Source organism: Chromobacterium sphagni (assembly GCF_001855575.1).
Taxonomy (GTDB): Bacteria; Pseudomonadota; Gammaproteobacteria; order Burkholderiales; family Chromobacteriaceae; genus Chromobacterium; species Chromobacterium sphagni.
The window spans coordinates 151224-166728 of record NZ_MKCS01000002.1 but is presented as its reverse complement, the minus strand read 5'-3'; the positions used below and the strand labels follow the sequence as shown (position 1 = coordinate 166728).

The 15505-nt window shown below is 66.9% G+C and carries 17 protein-coding genes and 1 riboswitch; of the genes, 10 read left to right on the top strand and 7 right to left on the bottom strand.

Going from position 1 to position 15505, the window contains the following annotated elements:
- Positions 1 to 112: 112 nt before the first annotated feature.
- Positions 113 to 526: a VOC family protein gene (locus BI347_RS16605; RefSeq protein ID WP_071116515.1), complete on the bottom strand. Its 414-nt coding sequence runs from the start codon at positions 524 to 526 to the stop codon at positions 113 to 115.
- Positions 527 to 660: 134 nt separating this feature from the next.
- Here BI347_RS16605 and BI347_RS16600 point away from each other — a divergent pair, with 134 nt between their 5' ends.
- A complete protein-coding gene (locus BI347_RS16600) occupies positions 661 to 1203 on the top strand; it encodes a MarR family winged helix-turn-helix transcriptional regulator (protein WP_071114049.1) in 543 nt (180 codons plus the stop codon).
- A 75-nt stretch (positions 1204 to 1278) separates the two neighbouring features.
- Here BI347_RS16600 and BI347_RS16595 read toward each other — a convergent pair whose 3' ends face one another.
- Genes BI347_RS16595 through BI347_RS16580 form a run of 4 tightly spaced genes read right to left on the bottom strand, consistent with a single transcriptional unit; the run spans position 1279 to position 5392 of the window.
- On the bottom strand, positions 1279 to 2226 hold the full coding sequence (locus tag BI347_RS16595; protein WP_071114050.1) for an ABC transporter ATP-binding protein: 948 nt from the start codon (positions 2224 to 2226) through the stop codon (positions 1279 to 1281).
- On the bottom strand, positions 2201 to 3772 hold the full coding sequence (locus BI347_RS16590) for an ABC transporter permease (protein WP_071116514.1): 1572 nt from the start codon (positions 3770 to 3772) through the stop codon (positions 2201 to 2203). Before BI347_RS16590 ends, BI347_RS16595 begins: the two co-directional genes overlap by 26 nt.
- Complete coding sequence (locus tag BI347_RS16585; protein ID WP_083338997.1) at positions 3769 to 4323, bottom strand: GNAT family N-acetyltransferase; 555 nt, start codon at positions 4321 to 4323, stop codon at positions 3769 to 3771. Before BI347_RS16585 ends, BI347_RS16590 begins: the two co-directional genes overlap by 4 nt.
- Before the next feature lie 52 nt (positions 4324 to 4375).
- Positions 4376 to 5392 carry a thiamine ABC transporter substrate-binding protein gene (locus tag BI347_RS16580; protein WP_071116513.1) on the bottom strand — a complete coding sequence of 339 codons (1017 nt, stop codon included), beginning with the start codon at positions 5390 to 5392 and terminating at the stop codon, positions 4376 to 4378.
- Positions 5393 to 5441: 49 nt separating this feature from the next.
- Positions 5442 to 5536, bottom strand: a riboswitch (TPP riboswitch).
- 123 nt (positions 5537 to 5659) lie between these two features.
- On the opposite strand from BI347_RS16580, the gene BI347_RS16575 reads away from it, so the two are divergent.
- Together BI347_RS16575 and BI347_RS16570 are read left to right on the top strand one after the other, a co-directional pair.
- Positions 5660 to 7105, top strand: coding sequence for a DUF1800 domain-containing protein (locus BI347_RS16575; protein WP_071116512.1), 1446 nt, complete (start codon positions 5660 to 5662; stop codon positions 7103 to 7105).
- 10 nt (positions 7106 to 7115) lie between these two features.
- On the top strand, positions 7116 to 8294 hold the full coding sequence (locus BI347_RS16570) for a DUF1501 domain-containing protein (RefSeq protein ID WP_071116511.1): 1179 nt from the start codon (positions 7116 to 7118) through the stop codon (positions 8292 to 8294).
- A gap of 19 nt (positions 8295 to 8313) precedes the next feature.
- On the opposite strand, the gene BI347_RS16565 is transcribed toward BI347_RS16570, so the two are convergent.
- A complete protein-coding gene (locus BI347_RS16565; RefSeq protein WP_158020808.1) occupies positions 8314 to 9099 on the bottom strand; it encodes a substrate-binding periplasmic protein in 786 nt (261 codons plus the stop codon).
- Positions 9100 to 9255: 156 nt separating this feature from the next.
- Between BI347_RS16565 and BI347_RS16560 the strand changes: the two genes are divergently transcribed.
- Positions 9256 to 10086 carry a hypothetical protein gene (locus BI347_RS16560; RefSeq protein ID WP_071116509.1) on the top strand — a complete coding sequence of 277 codons (831 nt, stop codon included), beginning with the start codon at positions 9256 to 9258 and terminating at the stop codon, positions 10084 to 10086.
- A gap of 19 nt (positions 10087 to 10105) precedes the next feature.
- Here the strand turns inward: BI347_RS16560 and BI347_RS16555 are convergent, their stop codons facing one another.
- Complete coding sequence (locus tag BI347_RS16555; RefSeq protein WP_239690930.1) at positions 10106 to 10594, bottom strand: winged helix DNA-binding protein; 489 nt, start codon at positions 10592 to 10594, stop codon at positions 10106 to 10108.
- A gap of 171 nt (positions 10595 to 10765) precedes the next feature.
- Here BI347_RS16555 and pxpB point away from each other — a divergent pair, with 171 nt between their 5' ends.
- From pxpB to pcp, 6 genes are read left to right on the top strand one after another with little or no spacing between them, the layout of a single operon-like run.
- Positions 10766 to 11443, top strand: a complete 678-nt coding sequence (gene pxpB / locus BI347_RS16550; RefSeq protein WP_071116507.1) for a 5-oxoprolinase subunit PxpB — start codon at positions 10766 to 10768, stop codon at positions 11441 to 11443.
- Positions 11431 to 12357: a 5-oxoprolinase subunit C family protein gene (locus BI347_RS16545; RefSeq protein ID WP_071114059.1), complete on the top strand. Its 927-nt coding sequence runs from the start codon at positions 11431 to 11433 to the stop codon at positions 12355 to 12357. The genes pxpB and BI347_RS16545 overlap by 13 nt, the downstream gene beginning before the upstream one ends.
- Positions 12347 to 13087: a 5-oxoprolinase subunit PxpA gene (gene pxpA / locus BI347_RS16540; protein ID WP_071116506.1), complete on the top strand. Its 741-nt coding sequence runs from the start codon at positions 12347 to 12349 to the stop codon at positions 13085 to 13087. The genes BI347_RS16545 and pxpA overlap by 11 nt, the downstream gene beginning before the upstream one ends.
- Positions 13088 to 13144: 57 nt before the next feature.
- A complete protein-coding gene (locus tag BI347_RS16535; protein WP_071116505.1) occupies positions 13145 to 13861 on the top strand; it encodes a DUF969 domain-containing protein in 717 nt (238 codons plus the stop codon).
- Complete coding sequence (locus BI347_RS16530) at positions 13858 to 14814, top strand: DUF979 domain-containing protein (protein WP_071116504.1); 957 nt, start codon at positions 13858 to 13860, stop codon at positions 14812 to 14814. Before BI347_RS16535 ends, BI347_RS16530 begins: the two co-directional genes overlap by 4 nt.
- Before the next feature lie 12 nt (positions 14815 to 14826).
- On the top strand, positions 14827 to 15459 hold the full coding sequence (gene pcp / locus BI347_RS16525) for a pyroglutamyl-peptidase I (RefSeq protein ID WP_071114063.1): 633 nt from the start codon (positions 14827 to 14829) through the stop codon (positions 15457 to 15459).
- Positions 15460 to 15505 lie beyond the last annotated feature (46 nt).

Genomic DNA, 15505 nt, shown 5'->3' with positions numbered 1-15505 from the left:
CCGGCTGGCGCGGCATCACGTAGCATGCCTTCGCGCCAGCCATGCGCATGACTTCACTCCCGTCCGCGGCCCTCCTTGTTGTCGCTGCCCGCCTTCGAAGCTGCCGCCCCCATCAAGCAGCGGACGTCTCCGCCTGCCGCAACTCCAGCAGGTTGCCCGCTGGATCGCGCAGGAATAGTTGAGTCAAGCGATCCGCCGCCACATTGCGCTGGCTGAAAAAGTCTAGCCCCAAGCCGCTCAGCGCCTCGGCGGCATGAGCCAAACTGTCCACGGTGAGGGCGACATGATTGGCCACCGGATCCCGGCCCGGCCCCTGGGCGTAACGCGACTCGCCGGCATTGCCCATCACGTGCAACTGCCGCGCGTCCGGCAGATCGAGAAAGCAGCCGGGCACGCCGGGAATGTCCCAGCGCGTCGGATCGGTCTCAAGGCCGAACACCTGTTGATAGAAATCCCGCATCGCTTCCACTTTACCGGGCGGGACGGCGAAACCGACATGGTGAAGCGCTTGAATCGAAATCGTCATGACAGCTCCTTTTGACAGAATGAGCTCAAATAGTACGTCAGACATATAATTAGTCAACCTAATTATTTCAAGAGATCGACGCTTTGTCGCTTTTCCGCTAGCATCCGTGCAGCTCTCCTAGCGATCGATGGACCATGAATACCGCAGACACACCCTCCTGGCGTGAAGAATCCGCCGGACTCCAAGCCCCCCATCTGCTACTGATGCGGGAAACCTTGCCTGCGGATAACGCGGAAGATGGCGCGACGGCGGGTTTGCTGCTGCTATGGCTGGGCGATGACGCACTCAAGCTGGTCAATGAAAGGCTGGCGGAGCACGGCTTGTCAGAAAACAAGCTGCAAGTGCTCATGCTGTTCTTGCTGCAGGAGAAGGGCTGCTTCGGCGATGACACGCCGACTCCATCCAGTATCGCCAATTACTGCGGCATCACCCGCGCCTCCGCCACCGGCTTGTTGGACTGGCTGGAAAAACGCGGACTGATCGCCCGAACGCCCCACCCCACCGATCGGCGCAGCCTGCAGCTCAAGCTGACGGACCAGGCCAGAACCGTGCTGGGAGATGCGCTGCCTGGATTCTGGCGCAGCTGCTCGGCGCTCACCGACGCGCTGGACGCGCAAGAAAAAAGCCAGCTGCTGACGCTGCTGGCCAAGATGTGGAACGCGACGCAAGCCCGGTAACATGGCTTGAGCCGCCCGCAATCCGGAAGCCTGAGCCAACACCACCCGGTCTGCCACGCGGACTCGCCGCCTGAGTCAGTGAAAACGCAGCAGCGCGGTCTCGTCCACCCCCACGCCGATTTCGCCGCCTACGAACAGCGCTGCGCCCCAGCGCGCCGCCTCCCTGGCGGACAAGGTCAGCACCAGTTCTCCCTGCGCCGCCGCCACTTTGACTCTCGCGCCCTCGGCCAGCGGAATCAGCTCGATTACCGTCGCGGCGGGCTGATCCTCTCCCAGCAGAATGGCGGCTGGAGGGATCGCCGCCTGCTCGGTCACGTTGTCGTAACCGATAAAACGCGCCAGCCAGGCATCCGCCGGCTGCGCCAGCAATTTTTCCGGCGCCGCGCATTGCAGCAGGCGGCCATCTTTCAGCACCGCCACCCGGTCCGCCAGCGCGAAGGCTTCGTCGCGGTCATGGGTGACGATGATGGCCGGCATGCCGGCCTCGCGCAGCAAGGCGCGAAACTCCCTTTGCAGTTGGCTGCGCAGATCCGCGTCCAAGCTGGAAAAAGGCTCGTCCAGCAGCAACAGCCGCGGCTGCGTCGCCAGCGCACGCGCCAGCGCCACCCGCTGCTGCTCGCCGCCGGACAGCGTCCATACCTTGCGCGCGCCATGCTCGGCCAGGCCCACCCTGGCCAGCATCGCCCCAGCCTGGACCGCCGCCTGGCGCCGGGCGCAGCCCTGCTCGATCAGGCCGAACATCACATTGCCCAGCGCGTCCAGATGCGGAAACAGCGCGAAATCCTGGAACATCAGCGCGAAGCCGCGCCGCTCCGGCGGCAAGGCTGCCAGGTCGGTTCCGTCAAAGCGCAGCTCGCCGCTATCCGGCCGCGCCAAACCGGCGATCATCTTCAGCAGCGTGCTCTTGCCGCAGCCGGATGGCCCCAGCAAGGCCAGCGTCTCGCCAGCGGCCACGTTTAGCGAGATGTCGTCCGCCACCCGGCGCTGGCCGAAACGCTTACTCAGATTTTGCAGCGCCAGCATGGCCACCCTCCTTATGTCCAGCCGGCGCGCCGCCGCTCGACTCGATTATCCAGAACGCCAGCAGCGCCAGCAGCATCAACAGGCAGGACAGTTGCATCGCCGCATCCATATTGGCCGCGCCGGGCCGGCCCAGCCGCTGGTAGATCAGCGTGGTCAGCGTCAGCCATTCCGGCCGCGACAGGAACAGCGTCACCGCGAACTCTCCCACCGCCGTCGCCGCGGCGAAAGCCAGGCCGCGCCGCAGCGCCGGCTGCAGCAGCGGCCACTGCACGCGGCGGAACACCCGCCACGGGCCGGCCCCCAGGCTGCGCGCCGCCTGGGCCCAATGCGGCGGCTGGCCGTCCAGCGCCGAGAGCAAGGCCTTGGACACGAAGGGGTAGGCCAGCAGCGCATAAGCCGCCAACAGCAGGGCCAACGCCGCGCTCCACTGCGGGTACAGCAGCAAGAGGCCGAAAGCCACGCACACCGGCGAGGCGACGAAAGGCAGGAAAATCAGGGCCCGCAGCGCCAGGCTGCGGCCGGCGGCCAAAGCGTGGCACAGGCCCAGCGCGCCGGCGGCCAGCACCGTCAGCGCGGTGAAGCGGGCGCTGTTGAACAGCGCCAGCCGGGTATCCTCATCCCACAAGGCCAGCCAGCTGCCGGCGGCGGCAAGGCCGCGCCACAGCACCGCCAGCAGCGGCAGGCCGGCGAACAACAGCAACACCGCCAAACCCGCCAGCAGAGCCAGCCTCTCGCGCCAATTTCGCACCGGCTGCAAGGGCAAGGGCTCCACTTTGGCGCTGGTGGCCAGCCTGCGCGCCAGCGCGGCGTAGACGGCGGCGATGGTCCCGCACACCAGCAGCACCAGCAGGGCCAGCGCGCCGGCGTCGGCCAGATTCAGTTCGTAAGCCACCAGGGTGTAGATTTCCACTTCCAGCGTGGCGTAGCGCTGCCCGCCCAGAATCAGGGCCAGGCCAAAGCCGGAGAAACAGTAGAGGAAGACCAGGCACAGGCTGGACATCAGCCAGGGCAGCGCCGCCGGCCATTCCACCCGCCAGAAGGCGCGCCAGCGCGTCGCCCCCAGCGTGCGGGCGGCGGCAAGCCGGCTGGCCGGCACCTGTGAGAAGCCGTCGCAGGCGGCGCGCACCACCAGCGGCAGATTGAAGAACAGGTTGCCGTACAGCAGCAGCCACGGCGTGTCCTGCAGATTGACGCCGGCCGCGCCCTGCGGGCCGAACAGCGCCAGCACCCCCATCGCCGCCACCAGGGTGGGCATCACGAAAGGCAGTATCAACAGCCGCAGCAGCAAGCCGCGGCCGGGAAAACGGTAGCGCGCCAACAGCCAGGCCAGGGGCACGCCGATAAACAGGCACAGCAGGCAGCTGACCGCCGCCTGCAGCAAGGACCAGCCCAGCCGCCAGCGCAGATAGCCGTCGGCAAACAGGCCGGGACTGATCCTCAGCCCGCCTTCCGCCAGCAGCCGCGCCAGCGGCGCCAGCGCCAGCGCGGACAAGAACAACAAGGGCAGGCCGGCCAGCGCCAGCCGCCGCGCGTCAAACTGCTTCAAATACTTGCTCCAGACAACGGCCAATCGGCCGTCAACACCTCTTCGCAACCCTCGTCGTCGCGCACCTGGGCCACCTTGGCGAAGCCCAGCTGCGCCGCCAGCCGCTGCGACGGCAGGTTGTCCGGCGCTATCGACAGCACCAGCCGCTGCACTCCGCCCTGCCCAGCCGCCCAGCCCGCCATCGCCAGCAGCGCCTCGCGCGCATAGCCCAGGCGGCGGAAAGCCGGGTAGACGGCGTATCCCAGCTCGACGTCGCCGTGGCCCCGCAGATAGGGATGGCCCGGCAGGGTGTGAAAATTGATATGCCCCACCATCGCCAGATCGTCGCGGCGCAGCATGGCGCGCACCGACCACGGCGCATACTCCGGCTGTTGCGCCATGTCGTCCAGCCGCATCGCCATCAGTTCACCCTCCGCCAGCCAGCCGGCGTCCGGCTGGCAACCCAGCGCCGCCGCCGCGGCGTCGATATCGCCGCGCAGGCAGGCTTGCAGGAAGTCTGCGCTCATATGGCGCAGGATCAGACGAGGGGCGACAATATCCTCGATCATCATGACGTTTCGCTCAGTTTCAGACAAACCGGCATTATCGACCCGTCAAGCCGGACTAGCCAGCCGACTTCAACACCACCCGCGTCCAGCGGCTGATCCAGCCGCGCTGCTTGGCGGCCAGGGTGGCGGCATCCGGCGTGTCGTGCGAAACCGGCAGCAACGAGTGCTTGAATACCGGATCCAGCGCGATATTGTCCGCCGCCGGGTACATCCACATCCGGGTGGGGATGTCTTTCTGTACCGCGTCGGAACGCAGGAAAGCGATGAACTGCTGCGCCAGTTGCGGTTCCTTGCCGCCCTTGACCAGCGCCGCGCCCTCCACCTGACGGAACACCGTGCCCGGCAGCAACAGGTTGGCGGTAGGCGCTTCGGCAGGCTTCTCCTTGCTGTAGAACACCTCCGCCGCCGGGCTGGTGGCGTAGCTCACCACGATGGGGCGGCCGCCGCCGTTCTTGGAGAAATCGGTGTAATAAGCCTCGGTCCAACCCTTGCTCACCTTCACGCCGTTGTCGCGCAGCTTGCCCCACAAGGCGAAGGCCTTGTCCTCGCCCAGCGCATGGATGGTGGACGCCAGGAAGGCCAGGCCCGGGCTGGAGGTGGCGGGATTCTCCACCACCAGCAGGTCCCTGTAGGCCGGCTGGGTCAGATCGTCCAACGACCTGGGCAGCGCCAGCTTGCGCTTGGCGAACCAGGCCTTGTCGTAGTTGAGGGTGACGTAGCCGTAGTCGATGGCGACCGCGCCGGGCAAACTCACCTTGCCGCCGCGCGCCAGTTCCGCCGGCAGCGGCGCCAGCACGCCAGCCTGCTGCGCCTTGCCGATCAGGCTGTTGTCCAGGCCGAACACCACGTCGGCGATCGGGTTGGACTTAGTCAGGATCAGCTTATTGGCCATCTCGCCGGCGTCGCCGGCCTTGATGATGGACACCTTGGCACCGTATTGCTTTTCGAACGCCGCCAACAGCGGCTTGTCTACGCTGAACGAACTGTGGGCCAGCACGCGCAATTCCGCCGCCTGAACAGACAGGCAGGCCAGGCTCAAAACGATGATGGCGAGTTTGGGGAACAACTTCATGGACAATCTCCGTGCGGTGAAACCACGGAGCAAGCAGGCAAGGCGGGCGATATCCCGCACATCACGCTCCCTCCGCTGGCATGATCCAGATCAGGTTCTCAGGGTGTCTCTCAGCCCGTTTGCAGGGCACCCCCGGTGACAGGGCGACAGTATAGCGCAGATGCGGCCATACAACTTAACACTCTGGCCCCACCGCTTAACACCGGTATTAGAACAAATGGCTAAGCTGAGAAACGAACCCGCTTTTGGCTATCCGTGGTGAAAACAATGATCAAAAACATCCTGCTGGGCGCCTCCCTGTGCAGCCTGCCCATACTGGCCATGGCCGACATAGGCATAGACGGCGCCCGCCATCTGCTGCTGCGCACCGGCTTCGGCGCCAATCCGGCGCAGATCGCCGTGTACGCGCCGCTCAGCCGGGAGGCGGCGGTGGACAAGGTGCTGGCGGCCACCGCCACCCAGGCCGTCACCCCGCCGCCCGGCTGGGCCAACGACCCCTTCGAGCGTCCCGGCCAGCCCGGCCTCACCGAAGAGCAGAAAAAGACGCTGCAGCAGGAGCGCAACCAACATGCGGTGGAACTGCGCAGCTGGTGGCTGACCGAGATGCGCAACACGCCGTCGCCGCTGACCGAGAAGATGACCCTGTTCTGGCACAACCACTTTGTCTCGGCGCTGGACAAGGTGAGGTCGCCGCAAATGATGTACCAGCAGAACCTGCTGCTGCGCCATTACGCGCTGGGCGACTTCGGCCAGCTCTTGCACGCGGTGGCGCGCGACCCGGCGATGATGCGCTACCTGGACACCGCCAACAACCGCAAGGAACAACCCAACGAGAACTTCGCCCGCGAGGTGATGGAGCTGTTCACGCTGGGCGAGGGCCATTACAGCGAACAGGACATCCGCGAGGCGGCGCGCGCCTTCACCGGCTGGGGGCTGGACCATGATGACCAGTTCATCGTGCGACCGCGGCTGCGCGATACCGGCGAGAAGACGATCTTCGGCCAGCGCGGCAATTTCGACGGCAACGACGTGATCGACCTGCTGCTGCAACAGCCTGCCACCGCGGTCTTCGTCACCAACAAGCTGTGGCGCAACTTCGTGTCGCCGACGCCCGACCCGGCGACAGTGGGCCGGCTGGCCGAGCAGTTCCGCCGCAGCCATTACCAGATCAAGCCGCTGCTGCGGGCCATGCTGCTGACGCCGCAGTTCTGGCGCAGCCAGGGCCAGTTGGTGAAATCGCCGGTGGAACTGACCGTCGGCACCCTGGTCACCTTCGACCTGATGCCGGCCGACTGGAGGGTGATAGCCGGCCTCAACCGCCAGTTGGGCCAGGACCTGTTCGCTCCGCCCAACGTCAAGGGCTGGCCCGGCGGCGAAGCCTGGATCAACAGCGCCACCCTGCTCACCCGCAAGCAGTTCCTCGACCGCATCGCTCACGACGCCGCCCCCGCGCGCGACGCCTTCGCCCAGGCCGACGGCGACATGAGCGAAATGGCCGGCCGCGAGGCACGCATCCGCCGTTTTGCCGCCAACGGCCTCAACTCGATGAAGCTGCAGCCCGACGAATGGGCGGCCATCTATCATGCGCGCAGCGCCACCGACAGCGCCCGCCTGTTGCTGGCGCTGCCGCCCGCCAATCCCCTGCCGCCGGATACCAGCGGCGCCAAAGCCATCGCCCAGCTGCTGCTGGACCCGGCCTACCAGGTTGAGTAAGGAAACCGCCATGTTCAAGCGACGCGAATTTCTCAAGACCATGGGCGCCGGACTGATGGTGTCGGTGCTGCCCAACCTCAGTTGGGCGCTGGCGCCTGCCGGCTATCAACGGCTGCTGGTGCTGGTGGAGTTGAAAGGCGGCAACGACGGCCTCAACACCGTGGTGCCCTACGCCAGCGCCGATTACTACCGGCTGCGCCCCGGCATCGCCATCGCCCGCGAGCAGGTGTTGCAGCTGAACGGCGAGGTCGGCCTGAATCCAGCGCTGTCGCCGCTGATGCCGCTGTGGCAGGACCAGCAGCTGGCGCTATTGCAGGGCGTCGGTTACCCCGAGCCCAATCTATCGCACTTCCGCTCGATAGAAATCTGGGATACCGCCTCCGCCAGCCAGCAATACCTGAGCGAAGGCTGGCTGACCCGGCTGTTCCGCGAGCAGCCGACGCCGAAAAACTTCGCCGCCGACGGCGTGGTGCTGTCCAGCCAAGTGCTGGGGCCGCTGGACGGCGGCTCGCGCGCGGTGGTGCTGTCCAATCCGCAGGATTTCGCGCGCCAGGCCAAGCTGGTGGCCGACCAGCAGCCCGGCCACGCCGGCTCGGCGCTGGAGCACATCCTGAAAGTGGAAGGCGACATCCGCCAGGCCGCGGCCAGCCTGGCCCCGCTGCCGCGCACTGCCGCCAGCGAATCGCCGATGGCCGGACCCAAACCGAACGGCGGCTTCGGCCAAGCGGTGCGCACGCTCTCCGACACCCTGTCGCGCGGCGTAGACATCGCCGTCGCCCGCATCACCCTCACCGGCTTCGACACCCACGGCAACCAGCAGCCGGTGCAGGCGCGGCTGCTGGCCGAACTGGCCGACGGCCTGGCCCAGTTGCGCAGCGAGCTGAGCCAGCAAGGCCGCTGGGACGATACCCTGGTTCTCAGCTATGCCGAATTCGGCCGCCGCCCGCGCGAGAACGGTAACCGCGGCACCGACCACGGCACCGCCAGCGTCCACTTCGCCGCCGGCGGGCGGGTGCATGGCGGGCTATACGGCCAGACGCTGCAGCTGGCCGGCGTCAGCGACGGCAATCTGCAGCACGCGATAGATTTCCGCCAGGTCTACGCCACCGCGATAGACAGCTGGTGGGGCAAGGACAGCCGCAATGTGCTGGGCGGACGTTTCCGCCCGCTGCCGATACTCAAGGCCTGAGCCGCCCCAGCGCGCCGCCTCAATCGACGGGATAGGCCTCGGCGAAGTTGCGGCGGTAGATGGCCGGCAAGGTGCCGTCGCGCTTCATTTCCCGCAGCGCGCCGTCAAACGCGCGGAACAGCGGCTCCGGCACGCTGCCGCGGCTGAAAACGAAATAGGCGTCGCCGACATACCAGGACAGCGCCAGCGGCGCGACCGCCGGCTTGGCCGGCAAACCGCTCAAGATGCCGCGCGCCGCGTTGCCTGACGCCAGCAGCAGATCCACCCGCCCCAGCTGCAGCTTGCGCAGATTGCCCTCCAGTTCCCCGCCCACCTCCACCCTGACATTGGCCGGCGGCGCCCGCAGCCAGGCGTCCAGCTGCGGGCCGAAGCTGTCGCCGCGCGTCACCCCCAGCGTCAACGGCCCCAACCTGCCGATATCCTCCAGCCTGCGCACCTTCCAGCGGTCGACACGCTCGGCCCGGGCCCAGAAGCGGATGAAGGTGGGGCTGTAGCCGGAGGCGAACCAGGCGAACCGTTCGCGCGCGGGGGTTTTCAGCGCCTGCATCGCGATATCCAGCTGACCGGTCTGCAATTGCTGCAACGTGCGCGGCCAAGGCGTCTGGCGGTATTCCAAGGTGCAGCCCAGTCTTTGCGCCGCGGCGTTGAGCACCTCCACCGCATAGCCGGCCATCCGACCCTGGGTGGTGCGGTAGTGGAATGGCGGCCACTGATCCCAACCCACGCTCAGCGGCCGCGGACACAGTCCGGCCGCCATCGCGGGCGCGCACAAAACGCATAGCCAGATCTCATGGCGGATTTTCAATGCCCCTCCCCTCGCGATGCCGGCGCGGCTGCCGGAACCGGTTTGTGGCTTAGCCGGTAGTTCTCTAGAATGTAGGATAGAATCAAATGGCCGACGCCTGACGGCCAGGCCGCGCTCGTCCCGAAAATATAGTCCGCTTAAAGAACGCAATCGCAGATGACCACTCCCGCCAGCGCGCAAAACAATCCTCCTACCCATCAGGCGGAAGACATTCCGCTGCCGCCGCCGGAAAACGAGATCAACCTGGCCAATCTGGCCATGCCTCTGGGCGAAACCATCCTCACGCTGAATATGGAAGGCGGCCCCATCTACGGCATCTTGCAGCGCAGCCGGGCGATGACCGCGCAATCCGACTATTTCCGCCTGCAATTCCGCGGCTACGCCCGCGCCGACGGCCAGCACTGGCAGATGTTGGAGGGGGACGACAACCGCTTCCACACCGTGTACAACGTCGCCTGGATACGAGTGGATCGGCCGAGCAAGACCGTCACCTTCGGCCCCAAGAGCGGGGTGAGCTGCAGCCCGGGCCTGGTGGGCAGCAATCTGGAAACCTATCTGTTCGCCAACATCATCGCCTGGGCCAAGGGCATCTATCCCGACTACGCGATCACCCCCGGCCTGGTCACCATGGGTCAGAGCAACTCCGAGGAAGAGCGGCTGCAGCGGCATGCCTTCTTCGCCACCCAGGGCTTCCAGTTCGAATGGCAGGACCCGGCCCAACGCAGCGCGCTGTACTTCAAGGACAAGGTGAACAAGCTGCTGGGCGTCTGGAACAAGGACGCGATCAAGGAGTTCGGCGGCGAAGACATGCTGAAGACGCTGGCCAGCCAGGACGAGACCAGGGCGTCGATGCAGCAGAGGATAGACCAGCTGGAAGGCGCGCACGACAGCATCAAGCGCGCGCTGCAAAAAGAAAAAAGCACTTCGCAGATCCTGACCGGGGTGCTGGTGCTGGTGGCCATCCTGGCGCTGTGGGCCGTGCTGTAGACCTCAGCCCGGCCAAGCTTCAGAACGAGGCGCCGGCCCGCGCCGCCTGATCGTACACCCCGGCCAGCGCGCGCATCAGCTGGGCCACCTCCCCGATGGCCGGGTTGGCGATGCCGCCATCGCTCAGCGTCGGCATCAGACATTGCTCGCGTACCTGGCGGTAGCGCTCGCACAGCTCGCGCCCGCTGTCGGTGGTGGAAAACAGCACTTCCTTGCCGTTCTTCTCGCTGTGCACATACCCCATCTTCACCAGCTTCTTCAAGGCATAGGCCACCACATGGGTATCCTCCATGTTCAGCACGAAGCAAATGTCAGCCAGCTTCTTCTGCCGGCCGCGATGATTGACGTGATGCACCAGCAGCACCTCGGTCGGCGTCATGTCCTTTTCCCCGGCGGCGGCCATGCAACGCACCATCCAGCGGTGGAAGGCATTGTTCACCACTGTCAGGCTGAATTCGAACTCCGACAACTCAGGGCTGCGCTCCGACACCAGATGCTGTGAAGACACGATCTTCGGCAAATCATTCGTCATTGACATTCGTCTCCGGTTTCTCGAAATCCAAGGCCTTCCCATCCCTTTATTCTAATAAATTGACGAGAAATTATTAACATTGCATCATTACATTCAATTAACCCATAATCATAACTATATTCCCAAACCGCATTTCTTCAAAACCCGATGCCTACAGCCCTTCCCTCCTCCCCCTCGATACACTGGCTGGGCAGCCAGGCGCTGACGCTGGAAATGCCCCCGCCCGCCACCCTGGATTGCCAGCGCCGCATCTGGTGGCTGTCCCAGCAGCTGCAAGGCGGCGACGGCATACGCGAAATCGTGCCGGGCATGAACAACCTCACCGTGGAGCTGCACGCGGATTCGCCGCTCGCAGCCGCGTTGCCGGCCCGGCTGCGCAAGCTGTGGCAGCAAGCCGGACAGGCCGACATCCCGCAGCGGCGGGTGGAAATTCCGGTTTGCTACGGCGGCCGGCACGGCCCGGATCTGGACGAAGTGGCGCGTCACTGCGGACTTAGCTCGCGCCAGGTGGTGGACATGCATTGCGCAAGCGACTACACGGTTTTCTTCCTCGGCTTTCAGCCCGGCTTCGCCTACCTGGGCGGCCTGGCGTCCCGGCTGGCCACGCCGCGCCGCGCCGCGCCCAGAACCAAAGTACCGGCCGGCTCGGTGGCGATAGGCGGCAGCCAGACCGGCATCTATCCGGCCGCCTCACCCGGCGGCTGGCAAATCATAGGCCACAGCGACGTCGTATTGTTCGATCCCAACCGCCAGCCGCCCTGCAGCCTGCAGCCGGGCGACATCGTCCGCTTCGTCGCCATCGAGGAGCCCGCATGCTGGAAGTGATCAAGGCCGGACCGCAAACCACGGTGCAAGATCTGGGACGCTTCGGCGTCCGGCATCTCGGCGTCTGCCGCGCCGGCGCCATGGACACGCTGGCGCTGGGCATCGCCAACCGCCTGGTGGGCAATCACGCCAATACCGCCGCGCTGGAGATCACGCTGCCGCCGGCCAGCTTTCGCCTGCTGCGCGACGGCCAGCTGGCGCTGGCCGGAGCCGACTGTCTGGCCCTGCTCGACGGCGCGCCGGTATGGCCAGGCTGGCGCACCCGCTTTCATGCCGGGCAGGTGCTGCAGCTGCAAGCGCCGCGCTTCGGCATGCGCGCCTACCTGGCGCTGGACGGCGGCATCGTGGCGGCGCGCCCGATGGGCTCGGCCAGCACCGACCTGATGGCCGGCTTCGGCGGCCTGGACGGGCGCGCGCTGCGCGACGGCGACCGGCTGCCGCTGGGCGAGCCCCAGCCGCCCGGACCGAGGATCGGCGTCTGGCTGCCCCGTCCCGGCAACCAGATCCGGGTCTGCCCCGGACCGGAGTTCCACTTGCTGCCCAAGCCGGCGCGCGAGCGCTTCTGGCATACGCGCTGGCGGGTGACGCCGCACAGCAACCGCATGGGCTATCGGCTGGCCGGCCCGCCGCTGCCCTCCGGGGAAGGCGGCAGCATGCTGTCCCACGGCGTGCTGCCCGGGCTGATCCAGTTGCCGCCGGACGGCCAGCCCATCGTGCTGATGGCCGACGCCCAGGCCACCGGCGGCTATCCCCGGCTGGGCATGGTGGTAGAGTCGGACCTGTGGCAGCTGGGGCAGGCCGCGCTGGGCAGCGAGCTGCATTTCATCCCGGCGGATCAGGACAGCGCCCGCCAGGCCCGCCAGCAATTGCTGCGCTATCAGAACCGCATCGAAAGGCTGCTGCATGCAAATTGACCTCAACGCCGACCTGGGAGAAGACTGCGGCGACGACGCCGCGCTGCTCGAGCACATCAGCTCGGCCAACATCGCCTGCGGCTGGCATGCCGGCAGCGCGGAAACCATGCTGCAGGTAGTGCGCATGGCGCTGCAACGCGGCGTCGCCATCGGCGCCCACCCCAGCTTTCCCGACCGCGACAACTTCGGCCGCAGCGAAATGCAGTTGTCGCCTGAAACCATCCGCGCCGGCTTCCTGTATCAACTGGGCGCGCTTGACGCCATCGTCCGCGCCGAGGGCGGCGCGATGCGCCACGTCAAACCACACGGCGCGCTGTACAACCAGGCTGCGCGCGACCCCGCGCTGGCCGCCGTCCTGGCCCGCGCCATCCGCGACTTCAACCCCGCCCTGCGGGTGGTGGGCCTGGCCGGTAGCCGCTTCCTCTCCGCCTGCCGCACCGAGGGGCTGGCCGTGTGGCAGGAGGCTTTCGCCGACCGCGGCTACCGCCCCGACGGCAGCCTGGTGCCGCGCGGCACGCCAGGCGACCTGCTGGACAACGCCGAGGCGATGCTGGCCCAGGTCGACGACCTGGTGCGACGGCAGCGGGTGCTCGCGGTCAACGGCGAAAGCGTGCCGCTGCGCGCCGACACCATCTGCCTGCACGGCGACGGTCCCTGCGCGGCGGAATTCGCCGACCGCCTGCGCCAGCACCTCGCCGCGCAAGGCGTCAAGGTGAGCGCAGGCAAATAGCAAGCGCCGCGCCAGGCGGCGGCAAGACCGCGACGCGGCCCAACCCAAGGAGACACCATGGATCAAGCTGTCAATCTGTGGCCGCTGCTAGGCATAGCGGTGGTCGTCGCAGGCTTCCTGCTGCGCTTCAATCCGCTGTTGGTGGTATGCGCCGCCGGCATCGTCACTGGCCTGGCCGCCGGCATGATGCCGCTGGCCATCCTCGCCAAGCTGGGCCAGGGCTTCATGAAAACCCGCAATCTCACCCTGATCCTACTGCTGGTGCTGCCGGTGGCCGGACTGATGGAAAGGCATGGCCTGCGCGAACAGGCCCGCGACTGGATACAGGGCATACGCAACGCCACCGCCAGTCGTCTGCTGATCGCCTACCTGCTGGTGCGCGAGTTGTCCGCCGCGCTCGGCCTCACCGGCCTGGGCGGCCACCCGCAGATGGTGCGTCCCATCCTGGCGCCGATGACCGAAGGCGCCTGGGAAAAACAGCACGGCGAGCTCAATCCGGCGCAACAGCAGCAGCTGCGCGCCATGTGCGCCGCCACCGACAATGTCGGCCTGTTCTTCGGCGAAGACATCTTCGTCGCCTTCGGCGCGGTGATCCTGATGCACACCTTCCTGCAAGAGAACGGCGTCGCCGCCGAGCCGCTGCACATCGCGCTATGGGGCATTCCCACCGCGTTGTTCGCCTTCATCATCCACGCCGCGCGGCTGATGCGGCTGGAGCACCAGTTGCTGCGCCGTTCCGGCGCGGCGCCCAGGCTGAAGGAGCAGCACGCATGATCCTGCATGTCGATTACCTGTACTGGCTGGCCGGCGCGGCGCTACTGCTGGTGGCCGCCTACACGCTGGCCGACACCACCCACCCGCGCCGCTACGGCAGCGCCGCCTTCTGGGGACTGTTCGGCCTGCTGTTCCTGGCCGGCGACTGGCTGCCGGCCGAACTCTCCGGCATCATCGTGCTGGCCATCGTGCTGCTGGCCGGCCTGGGCCGTCTCGGCAGCGGCCACCATGTCGCCTTGCCGGCGCTCCGTTTACAGGACAGCCTGCAGAAGCTGGGCCGCAAGGTGTTTCTGCCCTCGCTGCTGGTGCCATTGCTGACCGTGGCGCTCAGCCTGGCGGTCAAGGATATGAAACTGGCCGGCGCGCCGCTGTTCGACCCCAAGAACGTCACCCTGCTGGCACTGGGCGTTTCCTGCCTGGCCTCTTTCGCGCTGGCCTGCCGCCTGACCCGGGAAACGCCCGCCCAGGGCATGCGCGAAACCCGCCGCTTGCTGGACTGCATGGGCTGGGCCGTGCTGCTGCCGCAGATGCTGGCGGTGCTGGGCCTGCTGTTTGCCGATGCCGGCGCCGGCAAGGCGGTGGCGCATATGGCCACCGGCTATCTAGCGCTGGACACCCGCTGGGTGGCGGTGCTGGCCTACGTGCTGGGGATGGCGCTGCTCACCATGATCATGGGCAATGCCTTCGCCGCCTTCCCGGTGATGACCGCCGGCATCGGCATTCCCTTCCTGCTGGGAATGCATCATGGCGACGCGGCGGTAATGGCGGCGATAGGCATGTTCTCCGGCTACTGCGGCACGCTGATGACGCCGATGGCGGCCAATTTCAACATCGTGCCGGTCGCCTTGCTGGAGCTGCCGGACAAGAACGCCGTGATCAAGGCCCAGGTGCCCACCGCGCTGCTGCTGCTGGCGGTCAACGCCGCGCTGATGAACTGGCTGATGTTCCGCTGAGGAGAACACAAGATGAAAACCGTACTGCTGACCGGCTTCGAGCCATTTGGCGGCGAAACCGTCAATCCGTCCTGGGAGGCCGCCCGCCGGCTGGATGGCGTGCAACTGGGCGGCGCGCGCATCGTCGCGCGCCAGTTGCCCTGCGTATTCGGCGCGGCGCTTGCGGCGCTGGACGGCCATCTGGCCGAATTGCGGCCGGCCATGGTCATCGCCGTCGGCCAGGCCGGCGGCCGGGCGGATATCAGCGTGGAACGGGTGGCGATCAATATCGACGACGCCCGCATCGCCGACAACGCCGGCCAGCAACCGATAGACAGGTCCATCGCCGTGGACGGTCCGGCCGCCTACTTCTCCACGCTGCCGATCAAGGCCATCGTCGCCGGCTTGCGCGCCCGAGGCATCCCGGCCTCGGTATCGCAAACCGCCGGCACTTTCGTCTGCAACCATGTGATGTACGGCCTGCTGCACCGCCGCGGGCCGCGCGCCGGCTTCATCCATATTCCCTACCTGCCCGAGCAGGCGGCCCAGCATCCCGGCGCCCCCAGCATGAGCCTGGACGACTGCGTGGCGGCGCTCAAACTGGCGGTGGAGCTGGCGCTGGCCCACCGCCAGGATCTGGCCGTGGAGGGCGGCGCCACCCACTAGCGCCATCGGCGATGGCGGTTCGAGCCGCAACAGGCTTCCGGCATCG